General features: G+C 74.3%; 15 protein-coding genes. 7 read left to right on the top strand and 8 right to left on the bottom strand.

Translation table 11 applies throughout. The annotated features are described in order from the left end of the window. Positions 1 to 35: 35 nt before the first annotated feature. The 3 genes from HS048_RS01730 to HS048_RS01740 form a co-directional block, all read right to left on the bottom strand. Entirely contained in the window at positions 36 to 497 is a 462-nt protein-coding gene (locus HS048_RS01730; protein ID WP_068902081.1) for a MarR family winged helix-turn-helix transcriptional regulator, read from the bottom strand. A gap of 127 nt (positions 498 to 624) precedes the next feature. Next, positions 625 to 822, bottom strand: a complete 198-nt coding sequence (locus tag HS048_RS01735; RefSeq protein WP_068902079.1) for a hypothetical protein — start codon at positions 820 to 822, stop codon at positions 625 to 627. Positions 823 to 1,108: 286 nt separating this feature from the next. Then, complete coding sequence (locus HS048_RS01740; RefSeq protein ID WP_196465950.1) at positions 1,109 to 1,537, bottom strand: SSI family serine proteinase inhibitor; 429 nt, start codon at positions 1,535 to 1,537, stop codon at positions 1,109 to 1,111. A gap of 541 nt (positions 1,538 to 2,078) precedes the next feature. Here HS048_RS01740 and HS048_RS01745 point away from each other — a divergent pair. Continuing rightward, on the top strand, positions 2,079 to 2,660 hold the full coding sequence (locus tag HS048_RS01745) for a hypothetical protein (RefSeq protein WP_196465951.1): 582 nt from the start codon (positions 2,079 to 2,081) through the stop codon (positions 2,658 to 2,660). A gap of 78 nt (positions 2,661 to 2,738) precedes the next feature. Here the strand turns inward: HS048_RS01745 and HS048_RS01750 are convergent, their stop codons facing one another. Beyond that, the gene (locus HS048_RS01750; RefSeq protein ID WP_196465952.1) at positions 2,739 to 4,172 is read right to left on the bottom strand and encodes an NCS2 family permease; all 1,434 of its coding nucleotides are present in this window, start codon (positions 4,170 to 4,172) and stop codon (positions 2,739 to 2,741) included. Between the two features lie 157 nt (positions 4,173 to 4,329). Here HS048_RS01750 and HS048_RS36650 point away from each other — a divergent pair, with 157 nt between their 5' ends. After that, complete coding sequence (locus HS048_RS36650; protein ID WP_307832337.1) at positions 4,330 to 4,671, top strand: DUF2530 domain-containing protein; 342 nt, start codon at positions 4,330 to 4,332, stop codon at positions 4,669 to 4,671. Positions 4,672 to 4,838: 167 nt separating this feature from the next. Here the strand turns inward: HS048_RS36650 and HS048_RS01760 are convergent, their stop codons facing one another. Further along, a complete protein-coding gene (locus tag HS048_RS01760) occupies positions 4,839 to 8,132 on the bottom strand; it encodes a sacsin N-terminal ATP-binding-like domain-containing protein (protein ID WP_196465954.1) in 3,294 nt (1,097 codons plus the stop codon). A gap of 192 nt (positions 8,133 to 8,324) precedes the next feature. Continuing rightward, the gene (locus HS048_RS01765) at positions 8,325 to 9,155 is read right to left on the bottom strand and encodes a DUF3027 domain-containing protein (RefSeq protein WP_068902068.1); all 831 of its coding nucleotides are present in this window, start codon (positions 9,153 to 9,155) and stop codon (positions 8,325 to 8,327) included. A gap of 244 nt (positions 9,156 to 9,399) precedes the next feature. Between HS048_RS01765 and HS048_RS01770 the strand changes: the two genes are divergently transcribed. After that, positions 9,400 to 11,070: an MFS transporter gene (locus tag HS048_RS01770; RefSeq protein WP_307832338.1), complete on the top strand. Its 1,671-nt coding sequence runs from the start codon at positions 9,400 to 9,402 to the stop codon at positions 11,068 to 11,070. Positions 11,071 to 11,248: 178 nt separating this feature from the next. On the opposite strand, the gene HS048_RS38435 is transcribed toward HS048_RS01770, so the two are convergent. Together HS048_RS38435 and HS048_RS01780 are read right to left on the bottom strand one after the other, a co-directional pair. Continuing rightward, positions 11,249 to 11,647 (bottom strand): cold-shock protein, encoded by a 399-nt coding sequence (locus HS048_RS38435; protein ID WP_068902065.1) that lies wholly within the window; start codon positions 11,645 to 11,647, stop codon positions 11,249 to 11,251. Positions 11,648 to 11,736: 89 nt separating this feature from the next. Beyond that, positions 11,737 to 12,354, bottom strand: coding sequence for an HAD family hydrolase (locus tag HS048_RS01780; RefSeq protein ID WP_084008907.1), 618 nt, complete (start codon positions 12,352 to 12,354; stop codon positions 11,737 to 11,739). Between the two features lie 247 nt (positions 12,355 to 12,601). Between HS048_RS01780 and HS048_RS01785 the strand changes: the two genes are divergently transcribed. From HS048_RS01785 to HS048_RS01800, 4 genes are all read left to right on the top strand, one after another. Beyond that, a complete protein-coding gene (locus HS048_RS01785) occupies positions 12,602 to 13,225 on the top strand; it encodes a TetR/AcrR family transcriptional regulator (RefSeq protein ID WP_068902056.1) in 624 nt (207 codons plus the stop codon). A gap of 120 nt (positions 13,226 to 13,345) precedes the next feature. Further along, positions 13,346 to 15,787 carry a helicase-associated domain-containing protein gene (locus tag HS048_RS01790; RefSeq protein ID WP_196465956.1) on the top strand — a complete coding sequence of 814 codons (2,442 nt, stop codon included), beginning with the start codon at positions 13,346 to 13,348 and terminating at the stop codon, positions 15,785 to 15,787. Positions 15,788 to 15,946: 159 nt separating this feature from the next. Next, positions 15,947 to 16,612, top strand: coding sequence for an MgtC/SapB family protein (locus HS048_RS01795; protein WP_196465957.1), 666 nt, complete (start codon positions 15,947 to 15,949; stop codon positions 16,610 to 16,612). Positions 16,613 to 16,687: 75 nt separating this feature from the next. Beyond that, positions 16,688 to 18,343, top strand: a complete 1,656-nt coding sequence (locus HS048_RS01800; RefSeq protein WP_196465958.1) for a DNA repair helicase XPB — start codon at positions 16,688 to 16,690, stop codon at positions 18,341 to 18,343. Positions 18,344 to 18,541: the final 198 nt, after the last annotated feature.

The raw sequence follows: 18,541 nt of genomic DNA on the forward strand, positions 1-18,541 counted from the left end.
GGAGGCGGCCGAGGCGCGAGGTTCCTCAGGCTCGGCTAGATCCGGCTGAGCTTCTCCAGAATCGGCGCCGCCTGCCGGAGCACCGCCCTCTCCTCGGGGGTGAGCTCCTTCAGCCGCTGGGTCAGCCAGGCGTCCCTGCGGCGGCGCTCCTCCTTCAGCAGGGCCGAGCCGGCCTCGGTCACGGTCACGGTCACCTGCCGCCGGTCGGTCGGGTGCGGTGTGCGCGACACCAGCCCCCGCTCTTCCAGCGCGGCGATCACGCGGGTCATCGAGGGCGGCTGCACCTTCTCGTGCTCGGCCAATTCGCCGGGGGTTATCCCGGAATGCCGTTCCACGGCGACGAGCGTCGCGACCTGGGTGGGGGTCAGCGAGTGGCTTCCGGCCTGCCTGCGCAGGCGCCGGGTCAGGCGTGCCAGCGACACGCGCAGCGCCGAGGCCAGACCGGCGTCGCTGCGCAGGTTCGCGACGGGGTCCTTCCTTGGTGGGTTCGTTAGCATAAGTCATTGCCCTTGCTAACGATGTCTGATCGCATCTCATTCCCTCCGGACCGGGTTTTATTCCCGTGGGCCGTCAGAGTCTCAGACACGACCGGGATCCCCAACCCGGGCCGGCCCCGCTCCCCCGTCAGGGCGTGCGGCCGGCGTCCCGCTCGGAGCCCTCCCGCGCGGCCCTCAGCTCCGTCGCCAGGTCCACCAGGGCCAGGCCGACCCCCGCCAGCGCCAGGGCGTCGGCGCCCGGCCTGCCGTGGACCGCCCGGTCCGCGGCGTCGTGCAGCAGGCGGGCCGCGTCCTGGACGGGCTGCTCGTGGTAGATGGGCTGCATGCGTCGTCTCCAAACGGTGGGGAGGAGCTGGCGGGTGCGGTCGGGCGAGGCTCCGGGGCGCCCGTTCGTCCGCGGGTGCGCCCCGAGCCTCTGCGATCCTTTCCGGCGCGGACTCCGGATATCAAGGGAGCGGACATCCGCCGATGCGAATCCACCGGCGAATCGGTGCCGGCGGCCGGGCGAATCACCCGGGCCCGGATAACGGCCGTCCAGGGAAATCCCACAGGCGATCATCCGGAAAATGCTTTCACCGGCCGACCGGAAAAACATTTCACTGAACGGCGGATCAGAAAGCGAAGAGGACGCCTCCGGTGGCGCGTATCGCCGCGCACCGGTTCGGATGGGTCTCGGCGTAGCGGTAGCGCCGCCCCTGCCACGTCCCGGTGGCGGTGACGCGGACCGGTGCGTACTCCAGCGTGCACGCCCCCGGGCGCTCGGGAACGTCCTCCACCCGGCCGCCGGCCCGGCGGAGCTGATCACAGGCCGCAGCCGCACGAGGATGCGTGCCGCCGTCGGGGCCGCAGGTCAGCGTCGCCTTCCTGGCCGGCGCCGAACCGTCCTCCCGGGCCACCTCCAGGAGATAGGAGCCGGTGGGCCCGTCCGCCGCGGGCGCGCCGGCCGAGGCCGGGGCGGCGCCGAGCAGCGCCGCCAGGCCCGCCGCGGAGGCTACGGCGAACCGCCTGACAGGGACGTGAGCGGACGGCCGGATTCGCATGAACGTCTCCCTTGAATATCCACCGCGTTCTGCGGCATTCGACACGGCGGGGCGGCGGCCCGGTGAATCGGCGCCCCGCCGGGAACGGATATCGATGCTCCAGAATTCGTCGGCGGTCGGCCGCAAATCCTTTCGCCCTGCGATATTAGGGCGAGAATATCTCCCGGGCAACCTCGGTCCCCGTCCTCAATCGGCCACATACTTACCCGGCCGGTGAACCCGCTTATCCATCGAACGGACAAAGATTTCCCCCCGGCGCCGGGGTTCCGCGGCCGTCCGCCGCGACCGGAGGCGTACGCCGCGCCGACGGAGGGTGCACCCGCCGCCGACCGAAGTCGTAGCGGACCGGTCGGCGGTTCGGCCGAAGCGCGCCCGGCCCGGCCACCGCGAAGATCCCTCACATGCCGACATCCGCACCCGCCGGGGCCCGCCCGTGACCCCCCTCCACCGGCCCGCGTCCGCCCACCGGGAGGCGGCCCCCGCACGCCCGACCGCGTCCGTCCCCCGGGAGGCGGCCCCCGCGCGCCGGACCGTGCTCCGCGTGGCCGCCGTGGCGCTCGTCCCCTCCGTGCTCGCCCTGGCGGGCCTGCTGCACCCGCACCACCTGACGCAGGAGACCGCCGGGCACTGGGTGACCCTGCACCTGGTGCTCCTGCCGGTCTTCCCCCTGCTGGCCGGGTCCCTGCTGCTCCTCCTGCGCGGCATGGACGGCCTCTGGACGAGGGTCGCGTGGGCGGGCTGCTACGTGTACGCGATCTTCTACACGGGCCTCGACGCGATCGCCGGAATCGCCTACGGCACGCTGGTGGCCCGTACGGACGACCCGGCGCTCCTGGCCGGCGCCGGCGCGGCCGTCGACGTGGTCGGCGGAGCGGTCGGGCTGGTCGGCTCGGCGGGCTTCCTCGTGGCGGCGGTCGCCACGACCGCCGCCCTGGCCGCGCGCCACGGCGGACGGCGCGTGGCGGCCGGCGGCACGGTCCTGATCGCCGCCTCGGTCCTCTGGCTGGGCAGCCACATCTACTGGCCCGAAGGGGTCGTCACCGCGCTCGGCCTGGCCCTGGGAGCCGGACTGCTCGCCGTCGCGAGCGCCGGCCGTACGCCGCCGGAGCCCGCGACCGGGTGAGCCCGCTCCGCACCGGGCCCGGCCCGCCCAGGGTCGCCTTGAGCGGTCCTGAGCGGTCCCGAGCCGTCCAAGGACCGCTCAGGCGAGCAGGCCCTCGATCGCGCCGCGCGCGAAGTAGACCACGAACAGCGCCGCGACGAGCCACATCAGCGGGTGGACCTCGCGCGCCTTGCCCTTCACGGCCTTGATCAGCACGAAGGCGAGGAATCCGGCGCCGATGCCGTTGGCGATGGAGTAGGTGAACGGCATGAGCACGATCACCAGGAAGGCCGGGATGGCGATCTCGTAGTCGGTGAAGTCGATCTCGCGGATCGCCGTCATCATCAGGAAGCCGACGATGACCAGCGCGGGGGCGGCGGCCTCGTGGGGGACGATCCCGACCAGCGGCGAGAGGAAGATCGCCAGGAGGAAGAGCACTCCGGTGACCACGCTGGCCAGGCCGGTGCGCGCGCCCTCGCCGACGCCCGCGGCCGACTCGACGTAGGTGGTGTTGGAGGAGACGGAGCCCGCACCTCCGGCCGCCGCGCCGATCGAGTCGACGAGCAGGATCTCGCGGGTGCGGGGCAGCGAGCCGTCCTCCCCGACCAGGCCGGCCTGCGCGCCGACGCCGACGACGGTGCCCATGGTGTCGAAGAAGTCGGTGATCAGGAGAGTGAAGACGAGCAGCACCGCCAGGGTGACCGAGACCGAGGCGAACGCCCCGAAGGGGTCGAACTCGGTGAAGAGCCGGAGCGGGTTCTCGAAGCCGAAGACCCGCTCGGGCAGGGCGGGGACGTTGAGCCGCCAGCCCTGCGGGTTCGGCGCGTCCGGCGTGCCGGCGCCACCGGCCTTGACCAGCGCCTCGACGATGATCGCGAGGATCGTGGTGGCGACGATGCCGATCAGGATCGCGCCCTTCACCTTCCGGGCCACCAGCACGGCGATCAGCAGCACGCCGACCACGAACACGACCATCGGCCAGCTGGTCAGCTTGCCGCCGATGCCGAGGTCCACCGGCACACCGGACCCGCTGCGGACGAAACCGGCGTCCACGAAGCCGATCAGCGCGATGAACAGGCCGATGCCGACGCTGATCGCGGTCTTGAGCTGGGCCGGGATGGCGTTGAACACCGCGGTGCGGAAGCCGGTCAGCACCAGCAGGGCGATGATCACGCCCTCCAGGAAGACCAGGCCCATCGCCGACTCCCACGACATCTGCGTGGCGATGCCGTACGTGACGAAGGCGTTCAGGCCGAGGCCCGCCGCCATCGCGAACGGCACCTTGCCGACCACGCCCATCAGAATGCTCAGCACACCGGCGACGAAGGCGGTGCCGGCGGCGACCAGGGGGATCGGCGCGGAGGTGGCGTCGGCGATGTACTGGCCCTCGGCGTCCTTGGCCGTGGCGATGATCAGCGGGTTGAGCACCACGATGTAGGCCATCGTGAAGAAGGTCGCGAGACCGCCGCGGACCTCCCGCCCCACCGTGGAACCGCGAGCAGAGATGTGGAAGAAACGGTCAAGAGAGCTCATTGAGCTTGTTTTGGTATCACTCACGGACGTTCAGCGTGACATCGCGTCCCTCGCCGAGGAAGGTCCCGGTCCCGATGGTGATGGGATCGCAACCGATCCGCGCCTTCACCGCGCCCGTTTTGCGGATAGTGAGAAGCCGTCGCCTACGCTGGAGCACGTGAACCAGCCTCGCCGTCAGGATCTCCAGCCGTTGAAGACCAACGACACGGCCACGATCCTCATGGGCATGGTCCTGTGGGCGGTCGCCCTGGTCGTGCTCCTGCTGCTCGGACTGGACCCGGAGGACCGCTGGTGGATCTGGACCTGCGTGTCGGGTCTGGGCCTCGGCGTGTTCGGTCTCTGGTACGTCCGGCCCCGCCACCACCCGGCGCCGCTGCCCGCCGCCGAGGAGCCCCTCGAACCCGCCACGGCCGTCCCGCCCGCCTCCCACGTGCCGCCCGTCCCCGGCCGGGAGCCCACCGGCACCGCCGAGGACCCCAACCGGCCCGTCAACGGCTGAGCGGAGCCCGGCCTCCTTCCCTCCTTCTATGCGGATTGGACTCAGGTGGAACGAATCCACATGGGGAGCGGTCGGCAGAAGGGTTCATCGGCAGACGAGGCGAGCCGGGCGGAGACAGCACGGCGACGGCAGGGCATCGCCGGCGCCCTGCCGCCTCCGTCCGCCCGTCACGTGGTCGAGGCGGTCCAGCTGTCCAGGTCGGCCTCGGCGAGCAGCAGCGGCACCGCGGCGGGGTCGCGCAGCAGCGCGGCGACCGCGAGCCGGTCGCCCCACTGGCCCGACGCCCACGCGAGCCCGCGCGCCAGGCCCTCCACGCCGGAGGCGTGCACCGTGCCCTCGAAGAACCGCCAGGCCGCGGGGACGCCGTCCACGAGCAGTTTCTCGTGCTCCACATAGGTCGCCGGAGCGGTGGGCAGCAGCGACCGCACCGCGGGCGGGACCTGCCGGACCTCGCCCGAGGAGGTCACCTCGCCGGCCGCCTCCTCCCCCGCCAGCGGCAGGTCGAGCAGCTCCGACAACGCCTCGGCCAGGTCGAACGGGGCCAGGATCAGCGGCCGGTCCGCGACCAGCGGGAGCAGGTCGGGTGCCTCGACCACGACCGGCTCGCCCGCCTCCATCCCATCCGTCCCGGAACCGGAACCCGCGCCCGAGCCCGGACCGGAGCCCGGACCGGACACCGGTCCCGAACCGGAACCCGCCTCGGCCGCCGAGCCGGCCGCCGAGCCGGCGCCGGGGCCGCCGGACAGCAGGCGGCCGTCCTCGACGTCGGCGACGACGATCTCGCCGCCGAGGACCGCGCGGACCGCCCGCGGGGGCGCGACGCGGGCCGGGTCGACGGCGGCCAGGGCCACCCACAGCGCCCGGAGCTGGACGCGGTCCACCTCGACGGAGGGATCGGCGAGCAGGTCGAGGAGCTCGTCGGGGCCGCCGTGCGAGGCGAGCAGGTCGGCCAGCGTGGTCCGCACGCCGATCATCGCCAGGGCCGCCGGGTCGGCCGCGGGCGGGGCGTCGCCGTACAGGCCGAACAGGAGCGGGTCGCCGCCCGGCAGGCGCAGCTGGGTGGGGCGCCTGCCGCCGAGCACCGGGTGGGTGGACAGCCACCACGAGGTGTAGGACGGCACCTCCACGACCTCGCCCGCGGCCACGACGCGCAGCGGGTGCAGGACCGCCCGCAGCGGCGGGCGCGAGAGCAGCGCCAGGGCGGAGGGCCAGTCGGCGACGTACTCCAGGTCGCGGACGGCGGAGAACTCCCTGGCGACCGGGGGGACGTCCAGTTCCGGCAGCAGGTCGAGCACGGCCTCCAGCCACTCGTCCTCGCGGTCGAGGTCGTGGTCGCAGTCGTCCGGGTCGATCATCACGTCGGTGTCGTTGACGACCGCGAAGCCGTCGAGCACCCCCGCCGCGGCCAGCACCCGCGGGCCGTACCGCTCGACCAGCTCCGGCGCGGCCGTGCCGAAGTGGGTCTCGGTGTCCAGCAGCCCGGCCAGCGAACCGTCGGCCAGCAGCAGCTCGCCCGCCGGGTAGAGCTCGCCGTCGGCGCCGCGCAGCGCCAGGTCGGCCAGCCACGGGGCCTCGCCGGCGGCCAGTCCGGCGGCGTCGACCAGGGCGAGTACGGCCTGGGCCACCGGCTCGGGGTCGGCGCTCTCCAGGGACTCGGAGACGGCCCTGCGGGTGAGCGGGTCCTCCAGGACCGTGCGCGGCGTCGCCTCGGCGGCGCCGAGGCGCAGCAGCAGCGGGTGGGCCGCGTCCGGGTGGACCACGCGGAGCCCGAGCGGGGCGAGCACGTCCGGGTCCAGGGCGCCGCGCTCGGTCAGCACCAGCGTGCCGCGCGGGCCGCGGACCAGGCGGCCGTCGGAGAGCGGGACCGGCAGCGCGCCGAGCGCCTCCAGGTCGTCGGCGGGCAGCACCTCGTACAGCGAGCGCCACCAGGCCGGGTCCCGGTCGGCGGCGGTCTCGCCCGACAGGTCGCCGGCCAGCAGGTCCACGACGTCGGCGAGCTCGACCCGCTTCACGCCGAGCGTGGTGATCGCGGGATGCCGGACCGGCCAGCCGGCGGGCAGCAGGCCGGGCACCGCCGCGGCGATCCGCTCCAGCAGCTCGCCGGAGGCCGCCACCACGCTCGCCTGCCGGCCGGACACGACGAGCCCGCCGCCGGGACCGCCGGCCGCGCCACCGGAACCGGCGGAACCGTCGCCGACCGCGTCACCGGAACCGGCGGAACCGGGGCCGGTGGTGCCAGAACCGGTGGCGCCGGGGCCGGTGACGCGGCCGGCCGCCTCCCGGGCGTCGGCGGGCGGGGAGAGCGCGGGCAGCAGCGGGGCGTCCGGGAGCAGGCGCAGGATCGCCTGGCGGATCCGGGCGTCGAGCTCGCCCTTGCCCATCAGGCCGGGGACGAGGTCGAGCAGCTTCGGCGTCCGCGGCAGGCCCGACAGCAGCTCCACATAGAGCTCCGCGGCGCGCTCGACCAGGAACTCCGCCAGCGGTCCCATGGCCACGTGCCGCCGGTCGGTGGCCATCGGGAAGGACGCGATCAGCAGCGCGGGCAGGTCCAGCGGCTCGTCGCTCGGCGTCGGCGCGTGCACCACGGGCGGCACCCGCTCCGGCAGCGGCCGGGGCTCGGCCCCGGCCGGACCGTCCTCCGGGGAGACCGGTACGGCCCAGCGGACCGTCCAGTACGGCCGGGCCCGCTCCTCGGTCGGCCGGTCGGCGAAGAGCCCGGCCACCTGCTCGGGGGCGAACTGCCCGGAGGCCGAGACGACCCGCCAGCCGTCGGGGACGATCGTCCGGGTCTCGCCGTCCACGTCGATCTCGATCGTCTCCAGCGCGGGCAGCCCGAGCAGCAGCGCGGGACCGGCCTGGTGGAGCATCCGCCGTACGGCCTCCACCGCCGCCCCGTCGCGCAGCGGGAGCCGTACCAGCGTGTCGAACCCGCCGGGGATCTCCACCGGACCCGCGGGGAACGGCAGGCGCAGCAGCGGCACGTGCCCGCCGCGCTCGGCGAGCTCGGCGGCCAGCGCGGGCTCGGCGGCCACCAGCGCGGCGGTCTGCTCGCGGGACCAGCGGACCACCCCGGTCCCGAGGGAGCCGATCACCGGCTCGTCGCAGACCGAGACCACGGCTGCGAAGCCGACGCCGAACCGGCCCGCCGCGCCGGACTCGCCGCGCTTGGCGGAGACGCGCAGCGTCGACAGCCCCTCGATCCCGGCGGCGTCGATCGGGGCGCCGGTGTTGGCCGCGGAGAGCACGCCCTCGCGCAGCGACAGCCGGAGCCGTCCCGGCACCCCGGCGCGGAGCGCGGCGTCCGCGGCGTTCTGGGCCAGCTCGACGATCAGCCGGTCGCGGTAGCCGCCGAGGGCGAAGTCCTCCTCCGCGTTGGCGTCCTCGCGGAAGCGCGCGGGCGAGGCGGTCCACGCCGCGAGCACGGCGGAGCGCAGGCGATCGGTGCCGAAGATGTCAGTCACAGCGATGTTCCCAGAGGTCAGGGCCCCGGCCGCCGCTGTGCGGCGACCGGGGCGGAAGGCGACCCGGCGGATCGGGACGGAAGGCGGCCCGGCGTCCCGGGGCGGAAGGCGGCCCGGGACGGGAGACGACCCGGCGGATCGGGACGGAAAGGCGACCCGGCGGTCCGTGGAACGGTGGTCGGATCGGTCAGGTCAGGAGTGGCCCAGGGGCTCGTCGGAGGAGCCGTCGTCCACGGAACCGGCCAGGTCGGCCTCTCCCGCCTCCTCCTCGACGTCGTAGAGGTGGTCGTCGAGGATCGGCGAGGTGGGCACAACCTGATGCGGCACCACGGTGGCCTCGGAGTGCGCGCCGCAGCCGTGGTCGGCGGCGACCACGCGGCCGTCGTCGGGAGCGTACTCGTTGGCGCAGACGCCGAAGCCGGTGCGCAGCGCACCGGCCAGCGGCCAGTAGAACCCGCAGGTGGAGCACTGGGCGGGAGCCGCGTGGGCGATCGGGGTGTGCGGGCCGGCCTCGCCGGAGTGCCAGCGCCGCACCGCGAGGTCGCGGCCGATCGGGGAGAGCACCCGGGCCCGGCCGAGGCCGTACTCGAAGATCATCTGGTGGTCGATCTCGCCGCCGGTCTCGTCACCGGTGGCGGTGAAACCGGGGGCGAGCCGGTCGTCGTCCTCACCGGTGGGCAGCAGGTCGCCCACACCGAGGTCGCCGGGGCGCAGCCGCTCGCTCCACGGCACCCACTGCGGGGCCAGGAGAGCGCCGGGACCGGGCAGCAGCACGACCTCGCTGACCGTGACGTTGCGGGCCCGCGAGGCCCGCGCGACGGTGACGGCCCAGCGCCAGCCCCGGTAGGCGCGGTCCAGGCAGGCGAAATAGTGGGTGACCACCCGGTCGCCCTCGCCCTCGACCCCCAGGTGCTCGCCGATCTGATCCGGTCTGACGTTCTCCTCGATCGCGGAGCGGGCCAGATCGACGGCGGCGACGCAGGCCTGGTCGAGAGCTACAGCGCGAGATCGAGTACGGGTCACGTAATTCATTCTCGCCTATGCCCGGAGCGAACGGCACCGCGTACCGGCTGACGCCCCCATATGTGATGGCCCGTCCCGATATCGAATGATCACCGGAGCCGCCCCGCCCCTTCTCCGCACACCGACCGGCCCCGCCCTCCTCCCCGCATCGACCGGCCTCGTTCCTCTTCCGCGCACCGGCCGGCCTCCCCGTCCGACGTGCCGCGTCGGACAGCGCGGCCGGCCGTCGGGTATGACTGGAGGCGTGGCAGCGGACTGGGAACGGGCACGGCGGACGGCGGGGGAGGCCTCCCGCCGCTTCGGCCGCGCCGCCGTGCGGGCGGGCCGGGCGACCGCGCGGGCGGCCCGGGGCACAGGCCGGGCGACCGCGCGCGCCGGGCGCGGCGCGGCGGACGCGACCCTGGGGGTCGGCAGGGCGGCGCGCCGGCTGACCCACGCCCAGGGGGCGGGCCGCACCGGACTGGGCCAGCTGATCGAGCTCACGGCCGCGCACAGCGCGGGCGACGCGCTGGTCACCGCGGCGCTGGCCGGCACGCTGTTCAAGCTCCCGGTCAACGAGGCGCGGGGCCAGGTCGCGCTCTACCTGCTGATCACCATGATCCCGTTCGTGGTGGTCGCGCCGTTCGTCGGCCCGGTCCTCGACCGGTTCCGCTCCGGCCGCCGCTTCGTCATGGCCGGCACGCTGTTCGGCCGGGGGCTGCTCTGCTTCGCCATGGCCGCGGCGGTCGTCCCCGGCGACGTCTTCACCATCTTCCCCGCGGCGCTGGCCGTGCTGGTGCTCTCCAAGGCCTACAACGTCTCCCGGGCCGCGATCATGCCGAGCGTGCTGCCCGCCGACATCGCGCTGGTCACCGCCAACGCCCGGGTCGCCCTGTTCGCCCTGGTCTCGGCGGGGGTCGCGGTGCCCGTCGGCGCGGGGGTCAGCGCCTGGCTCGGCGCAGAGTGGGTGCTGCGCGCGGCGACGGTGCTCTTCCTACTCCAGGGCGTGCTGGCCGTACGGCTCCCCCGCCACGTCGACTCCCCCGACCTCGACGAGCTGCAGGAGGGCGAGGAGCGCCCGCCGCGCTGGCGGACCATGCTCAACGTCGGCCCGGTGGTCGCCGAGTCGATGCTGGCCAACGTGGCGATCCGGTTCCACTCCGGATTCCTGCTGTTCTACCTGCTCTTCCTGGTGCAGGAGAAGAAGCTGCCCGGCATGCCCCCGGCGGCGGCGATCGGCGTGCTGGCCCTGGCCGCCGGCGCGGGGGGCCTGGCCGGGGCCGGGGTGGCCTCGTGGGCGCGGAGCCACTCCCCGCAGGTCATCGTGCTGGCCACGCTCGCGCTGTCGGGAGCGGTCACGGTCGTGGCGGCCGTGGCGTTCGGCCTGTGGACCGCGGTGGCCGTCGCGCTGGCGGCCGCCTTCTCCCAGGGGCTGGGCAAGCTCGCACTGGACGCGATCGTGCAGCGCGAGATCGGCGAGGAGATCCGCTCGTCCACCTTCGGTGTGGTCGAGGCGTTCCTGCAGATCTCCTGGGTGGTCGGCGGGCTGATCGGGCTGCTGCTCTCGCTGTTCGCCGCGGGGCCCGGCGGGCTGGCGGCGATGGCCGCGGTGCTGGCCGGCTCGCTCGGCTGGCTGGTCGTACGGCGGCGCGCGCGCATCCGGGTCAGGGACGCGCGGGCGCGGGCCGCCCGTGCCGCCGTCCCGGACTCACCGCACGGCCCGGCGGGCCACGACGATCCGGCGGGCCACGACGATCCGGAGGAGGAGCCCGGCCCCGAGCCCGCGGCCCCGCCGTCCGGCCCGGACGCCACCCGGCGCGAAGCCGGGCCGGCCCGCCCGCGGAAGCGGCCCGCGGGGACCACCACCGCGGTCGTACGGCGCGGCGAACCGCCCACCGAGCAGCGGACCAAACCTCTGACCAACCCCCACGGCTGAGCCGGCCGGCCGAGGCCCGGATCCCCGCCGGACCTCCCCGCTCGGAGGCCCGGGGCGGGCGGCGAAGGCCCGGGTCCCCGCCGGACCTCTCCGCCCGGGCCCCGGGCGGGCGCCGGGGACGGCCTCGGCCTGAGGATCCGGGCCGGAGGATCCCGTCGGCGCCCGGACGGAGACCGGGTCAGACGTCCAGGTCGTCGGCCACCGCGCGGAGCACGGTCGCGATCTTCTTGGCGTGCGCGGTGTCCGGGTGCTTGCCCCGCTGGTAGGACGTGGAGACCGCGTCGAGGAGCTTGATCAGGTCCTCGACGATGACCACCATCTCGTCGGGCTTCTTGCGCTTGCCCTTCGGTTTGGCGCTCCGGTCGAGGGCCGGGGGCTGGTCGATCACCCGGACCGAGAGCGCCTGCTGGCCGCGGCGCCCCTCGGCCACTCCGAACTCGACCTTCTGGCCCGGTTTGAGGGAGTCCACGCCGCCGGGCAGCGCGGAGGAATGCACGAAGACCTCACCGCCGTCGTCGCGGGTGAGGAAGCCGAAACCCTTGTCGGCGTCGTACCACTTGACCTTGCCACTCGGCACAGGGGTGACCTCGTTCAGACTGTGGTGTAGGGGATGGAAGTAGGTTATGCCCATAGGCCGCTCAGAGCGACCGTGTAAAAAGGGACGAATCAACCGACCGCGGCGGCGCTCCGCCACCCGTCGAACCACCCGGCGAACTCCGTCAGATCGCCCAGCACGACGTCGGCTCCGTACTCGCGCAGTTCCCCCGCCCGGTAGGGGCCCGTCGCCACCGCCACGCTGACGGCGCCTCCCGCCCGCGCCGCCTCGATGTCGGCGACGTGGTCCCCGACGTAGGCGGCCGCGCCGAACGCCGCGAGGGCCGGGCCCTTGGCCGCGCCGAACACCGAGCCGGCGACCTCGTCGACGTCCAGGCCGAGGAACTCCACGGTCCGCACCGCGTCCCCGGCGTTCTTGCCGGTGACCACGACGATCCGGCCGCCCGCACGCCGTACGGCCGCGACGGCCTCCCGGGCGCCGGGCAGCGGGGTGGTGGCGGGGACGGCGATCGAGGGGTAGAGGGAGCGGAAGATCGCGGCGGCGGCGGGGATCTCGTCCGCCGGGAGCCAGTTGGCCAGCTCCAGCTCCAGCGGGGGCCCCAGCCGCGCGACCACCGCGGCGCTGTCGATGGGCACCCCGATCCGCAGCGACAGCTCGTCGTAGACGGCGGCGATCCCCGCCCGGGTGTCCGCGAGCGTCATGTCCAGGTCGAATCCCACCGAGTGCATGCCCCGCAGCATGCCAAAGCAGGGCAACCCACAGGTAATCCGGTCTCCGCCGCCCCGCACGGCCGGGCCCCTCGCTGTACGCCGCGGCGGCGGCTGTGGAACCCTTTACGAAAGGAGTCGCTTACTCCCCCGGCCGGCGCGTCCGCCGGTGCGCGCCGCCGCACCCGGGCCCGCCGGTCTCGTCCGGTGAGCCGCACCCTGACGGGCCGCGACTGGATAGGGTCATGACGGAGGTATCGGCAGACAAATGACCAGATCGACGCGCGAGCGGATCATCGACGAGGCCCTGCGCCTGTTCGCCGAACGGGGCTACTCGGCGACCTCGGTCGCCGAGATCGAGGCCGCCTCCGGGCTGTCCCCCGGCGCCGGAGGGCTCTACCGGCACTTCAAGTCGAAGTACGAGGTGCTCGCCGCGGCGATGAACGAGCACGCCGCCCGGACCAGCGCGCAGATCGCCGAGACCCTGGCCGAGATGAGCACCGTCGAGGCGGACCTGCCCATCGAGGAGCGCCTGGCCCACCTGTGCCGGTCGGGACTGGCCAAGGTGCGCGAGGAGAGCGAGCTGACGCGCGTCTTCTTCCGCGACCTCAGCCAGTTCCCCGAGCTGGTCGCGGTGGTGCGCGAGGGCCTGCTGCAGCCCATGTTCGACGCGATCACCACGTGGTTCCGGGCCCAGCCCGAGTACGCCGGGGCCGACCTCGACTGGCCCGCGATCGGAGCGGTGCTGGGCGGCGCGGTCATCCACTACCGCCTGTTCCAGGAGACCGTGGGCGAGCCTCCCGGCCGCGCCGAGAAGGACCGCTTCGTCGACTCCTGGGTACGGCTCGCGCTCGGCCTCATGCCGAGCCCCGCCGTGCAGGCGATCGGCTAGACCCGGCCGCCGGCTCCGTGCGGGAGATCGGCCGGACCCGGCCACCGGTTCCCCGCCGGCCGGGCTCCCCGGGCCGTACCGGTCCGCGCGTTGTCGGTGAGGACTCCTAGCATGGTGGGAATGAGCACGGAGTTCACCAAGTGGCTGCGCGGCCGGAGCGACGAGCAGCTGCGGGAGCTCGTCGCCCTGCGCCCCGAACTCATCACCCCCGTCCCCGCCCACGTCGAGGGGCTGGCGGGGCGGGCGAGCAGCCCGTCGGCGGTCGGCCGGGTGCTCGACCGGCTCGACCGCTTCACCTTCGCGGTCGTGGAGACGCTCGCCGTGCTCCCCTCCCCGGTCTCCTACCGGCCGCTCCGCGCCAGACTGGCCCGCGGGCTGTCCGGACCGGCGGACTCCGTCTTCGAGGCCAGGTTCAGGGAGACCGTCGACCGGCTGCGGACGCTGGCCCTGGTCTACGGGCCCGACCGCGCCCTGGCCCCGGCCCCCGGCGTGCGGGAGGTCCTGGACGGCCCCGCGGGCCTGGGCCCGCCGGCCAGAGAGGCGTTCCGGCACTACCACCGGGAGCGCCTGGCCGAGCTGGTCGAGGACCTCGGCGGGAGCGGCGACACCGCGGAGGCCCTCGGCACGCTGCTGGCCGATCCGGAGATCGTCGCCCGGCTGGTCGGAGAGGTCTCCCCGCAGGCCCGGTCCGCCCTCGACGAGCTGGCCTGGGGCCCGGCCAGCGGCCGGGTGGCCAACGCCCGCCGCGAGGTGCGGGCCGCCACCGCCCGGTCGCCGATCGAGCAGCTGCTCGCCCGGGCGCTGCTCTGCGCGACCGGGGAGGAGTCCGTCGTACTGCCGCGCGAGGTCGGGCTGTTCCTGCGCGGCGACCGGGTCCACCGCGATCTCCGCCCCGTCCCGCCGCCGCTGGAGGGCGCCGAGCGCAAGCGCGATCTCACCGACCGGACGGCCGCCGGGCAGGCGTTCGCGTTCACCCGCGCGGTGGAGGAGCTCTGCGAGCGGTGGAGCGCCGAGCCCCCCGGCGTGCTCCGCGGCGGGGGTCTGGCCGTGCGCGACCTGAAGCGCGCCGCGGCCCTGCTCGACCTGCCCGACTGGGCGGCCGGCCTGGTCATCGAGGTGGCGCACGCCGCCGGCCTGGTGGCGGCGAGCGGCGCGGTCGACGGTGACTGGATGCCCACCCCCGTCTACGACGGCTGGCGGGTGCGCGCCACCGAGGAGCGCTGGGTCACGCTGGCGTCGACCTGGCTCGCCACGGACCGCGTGCCGGGGGTGATCGGTGATCGCGACGAGCGTGACCGGCTGCTCAACGCGCTCCACCCCGATCTGCGCCGCGCCGCCGCGCCGGAGGTCCGCGCGGCCGTGCTCGGCGTCCTGGCCGCGGCCGGGGACGCCGCGACCGCGCCGCTGGCGCCGACCCTCGACTCGGTCCGGGAGCGCCTGGCCTGGGAGCAGCCGCGCCGCCGCGGCCCCCACCGCGACCGGCTGGTGGAGTTCACCCTGCGCGAGGCCGAGCAGATCGGGGTCACCGGTCTCGGCGCCCTCGCCCGCCACGGCCGCGCCCTGCTGCCCGCCCAGGCCGGCGGCGACGCCCCGGGGCGGGCCGAGGGCGGCCCGGGGGCGACCGCCGGGACGGGGACCGGTGCGGGAGCGGCCGCCGGGCTGCTGGCCCCGCTGCTGCCCGTGCCGCTCGACCACGTGCTGCTCCAGGCCGACCTGACCGCGGTGGCGCCCGGCCCGCTCACCGGCGAGCTGGGCCGCTGGCTGGCGCTCGCCGCCGACGTGGAGTCCACCGGCGGCGCGACGGTCTACCGGTTCGGCGAGCACTCGATCCGGCGGGCGCTGGACGCCGGGCAGGGCGCCGACGAGATGCTGGCCATGCTGGAGCGGCACTCGACCACGCCGGTCCCGCAGCCGCTCAGCTACCTGGTCACCGACGTGGCCCGCCGCCACGGCCGCATGCGGGTCGGCACGGCCAGCTCCTACATCCGCTGCGACGACCCCTCCGCGCTCGACGAGGTGATGGCCGACCGGCGCGCCGCCCCGCTGCGGTTGCGCCGCCTGGCACCCACCGTGATCGCGTCCAAGACCGCCCGGGCGACCCTGGTCGACTCGCTGCGCGCGATGGGTTACGCCCCGGTGGCCGAGTCCCTGGAGGGCGACGTGATCATCACCCGGCTGGACGTGCGCAGGACCGAGGGCCCGCCGCAGCTCCGTGCCCCGGTCGCGGCCGTCGGCCCGGACGCCGAGGTGATCACGGCCGCCGTCCGCGCGGTGCGGGCCGGGGACGCCGCCCACCGGGCCCGCCGCAAGCCCGCGGCCGCCCCCGACGGACAGGTGCCCCGCTCCCCCGCGACCGCCACGATCGGCGCCCTGCGCGAGGCCATCCGGCAGGGGTCGCAGGTCTGGATCGGCTACCTCGACTCGCAGGGCAACGCCACCAGCCGCATCCTCGAGCCCGCCCGCATGGAGGGCGGCTACCTCACCGCCTACGACGAGACCCGGGCCGCGGTCCACCGCTTCGCCCTGCACCGCATCACCGGGGTGGCCGACATCCAGCCGTAGGCGGGGTCCGGGCGGCGGACCGCGACCCGCCGCCCGGCCCCGATCCGGACCCCGCCCCCGGCGGGGGCAGGTGTCCGTCCCGGCATCTTTGTGACCGTTCCGTCCGGGTCGTGATATCTGTTGACGTAGACCGTTCTTAGAGGTGAGGCGAGTTCCCCCGTGAGCAGTGGCACCCCCGAAGGCCCCAGTCCGAACCCGGACGACTGGAAGAGCCCCTACAGCACGGGCCCCGGCCGGACCTCGGGGTACGGCGGGCAGCCCTCCGGTCACGACCCGCACCGGCAGGGCCACGGCACGCCCCACGACCCCTACGGCCGGACCGCCCACGGGCAGGGCCACGGCTCCCAGGCGTACGGCTCCCCCGGTTACGACCCGGGCCACGGCTCCCAGCCGTACGACCCGGGTTACGGGGCCCAGGACTACGGCGCCCAGGACTACGGGACCCAGGGTTACGGGGCCACCGCGTACGACCCCGGCTACGGGGCCCCGGGCTACGCCTCCCCGGGCTACGCCTCCCCGGGCTACGCCTCCCCGGGTTACGGCGGCCCGTACGGCCCCCGGCCGCAGCAGAACGTCGACGGCGTCAGGACGCACGCGATCGTCGCACTCGTCATCAGCATCGTGCTGGCGATGAGCTGCTACGTCAGCCTCGGCGGCCTCATCGGAGCCATCCTGTCGGGGATCGCGCTCAGCAAGGTCGAGGCCGACACCGCCTACGCCAGGAAGCTGCTCAAGTGGACCTGGATCAGCATCGGCACCAACTTCGGGCTGCTCCTGCTGGGCCTGGTCGCCCTGTTCGTGGCGGCCGCCAGCGGCTCCCTCTGAAATCTGCCCGATCCGGGACTGCCGGGTCGTCATCCGGCGTTGGATAGGCGGTAGCCGTACACGAGGGAGAAGTCTGTGGCCGACGGCCCGCTGATCGTCCAGTCCGACAAGACGCTTCTACTGGAAGTCGACCATGAGCAGGCCGACGCGTGCCGGAAGGCGATCGCGCCGTTCGCCGAGCTGGAGCGCGCGCCCGAGCACGTGCACACCTACCGGGTGACCCCGCTGGCGCTGTGGAACGCGCGGGCCGCGGGCCACGACGCCGAGCAGGTGATCGACGCGCTGATCACCCACAGCCGCTACCCGGTGCCGCACGCGCTGCTGGTGGACATCGCCGAGACCATGGCGCGCTACGGCCGGCTCCGGCTGGAGAAGCACCCCGCGCACGGGCTCGTCCTGACCAGCACCGACCGCGCGGTGCTGGAGGAGGTGCTGCGCTCCAAGAAGATCCAGCCGTTGCTGGGCGAGCGGTTGGACGGCGCCGACGGCGGCTCGGTGGCGGTCCACCCGAGCGAGCGCGGCAACATCAAGCAGCTCCTGCTCAAGCTGGGCTGGCCGGCCGAGGACCTCGCCGGCTACGTCGACGGCGAGCACCACCCGATCACGCTGGCCGAGGACGGCTGGGAGCTGCGCCCGTACCAGCGGGAGGCGGCCGAGGCGTTCTGGCACGGCGGCTCGGGCGTGGTCGTGCTGCCCTGCGGCGCGGGGAAGACGATCGTGGGCGCGGCGGCGATGGCGCACGCCGAGGCCACCACGCTGATCCTGGTGACGAACACGGTCTCGGCGCACCAGTGGAAGCAGGAGCTCATCAAGCGGACGTCGCTGACCGAGGACGAGATCGGCGAGTACACCGGGACCAAGAAGGAGATCCGCCCGGTCACCATCGCCACCTACCAGGTGATGACGACGCGGCGGCAGGGCGCCTACCGCCACCTGGAGCTGTTCGACGCCCGCGACTGGGGCCTGGTCATCTACGACGAGGTGCACCTGCTGCCCGCGCCGATCTTCCGGATGACCGCCGACCTGCAGGCCAGGCGGCGGGTCGGGCTGACCGCGACGCTGGTGCGCGAGGACGGCCGGGAGGGCGACGTGTTCTCGCTGATCGGCCCCAAGCGCTACGACGCGCCGTGGAAGGACATGGAGAACCAGGGCTGGATCGCCCCGGCGGACTGCGTCGAGGTCCGGGTGACGCTCACCGACGACGAGCGGCTCGCCTACGCGATGGCCGACGCCGAGGAGCGCTACCGGTTCTGCGCCACCACGCCGTCCAAGACCCGCGTGACCGAGGCGCTGGTGAACCGGCACCCGGACGAGCAGGTGCTGGTCATCGGGCAGTACATCGACCAGCTCGACGAGCTCGGCGAGCACCTGGGCGCTCCGGTGATCAAGGGGGACACCAAGGTCAAGGAGCGGGAGCGGCTCTTCCAGGCCTTCCGCGACCGGGAGATCCGGGTCCTGGTGGTGTCCAAGGTCGCCAACTTCTCCATCGACCTGCCGGAGGCGTCGGTGGCCGTCCAGGTGTCGGGGACGTTCGGCTCACGCCAGGAGGAGGCCCAGCGGCTCGGCCGGGTGCTGCGGCCCAAGTCGGGCGGGGGCGGGGCCAGGTTCTACTCGGTGGTCAGCCGGGACACCGTCGACCAGGAGTTCGCCGCGCACCGGCAGAGGTTCCTGGCCGAGCAGGGGTACGCCTACCAGATCATCGACGCGGACGACGTGCTCGCCGGCGACTGAGACCGCGCCGGCGAGCACCGCATGGCCTCTGTCAGATCCACGAGAGACCGCGGGTCTTCGACAAAGGAACCACCCCCTCCTCGGACCGCGACAAACAGTGGCGGCATACCCCGTATTCTGCACGCTCCACCAGATTTGCCTACCTTTTTGGCGCCCGGCAAAGAAATGACGGACGGTCACTGAATAGTCACCTACCGC

Source organism: Planomonospora sp. ID91781 (assembly GCF_015711595.1).
Classification (GTDB): Bacteria; Actinomycetota; Actinomycetes; order Streptosporangiales; family Streptosporangiaceae; genus Planomonospora; species Planomonospora parontospora.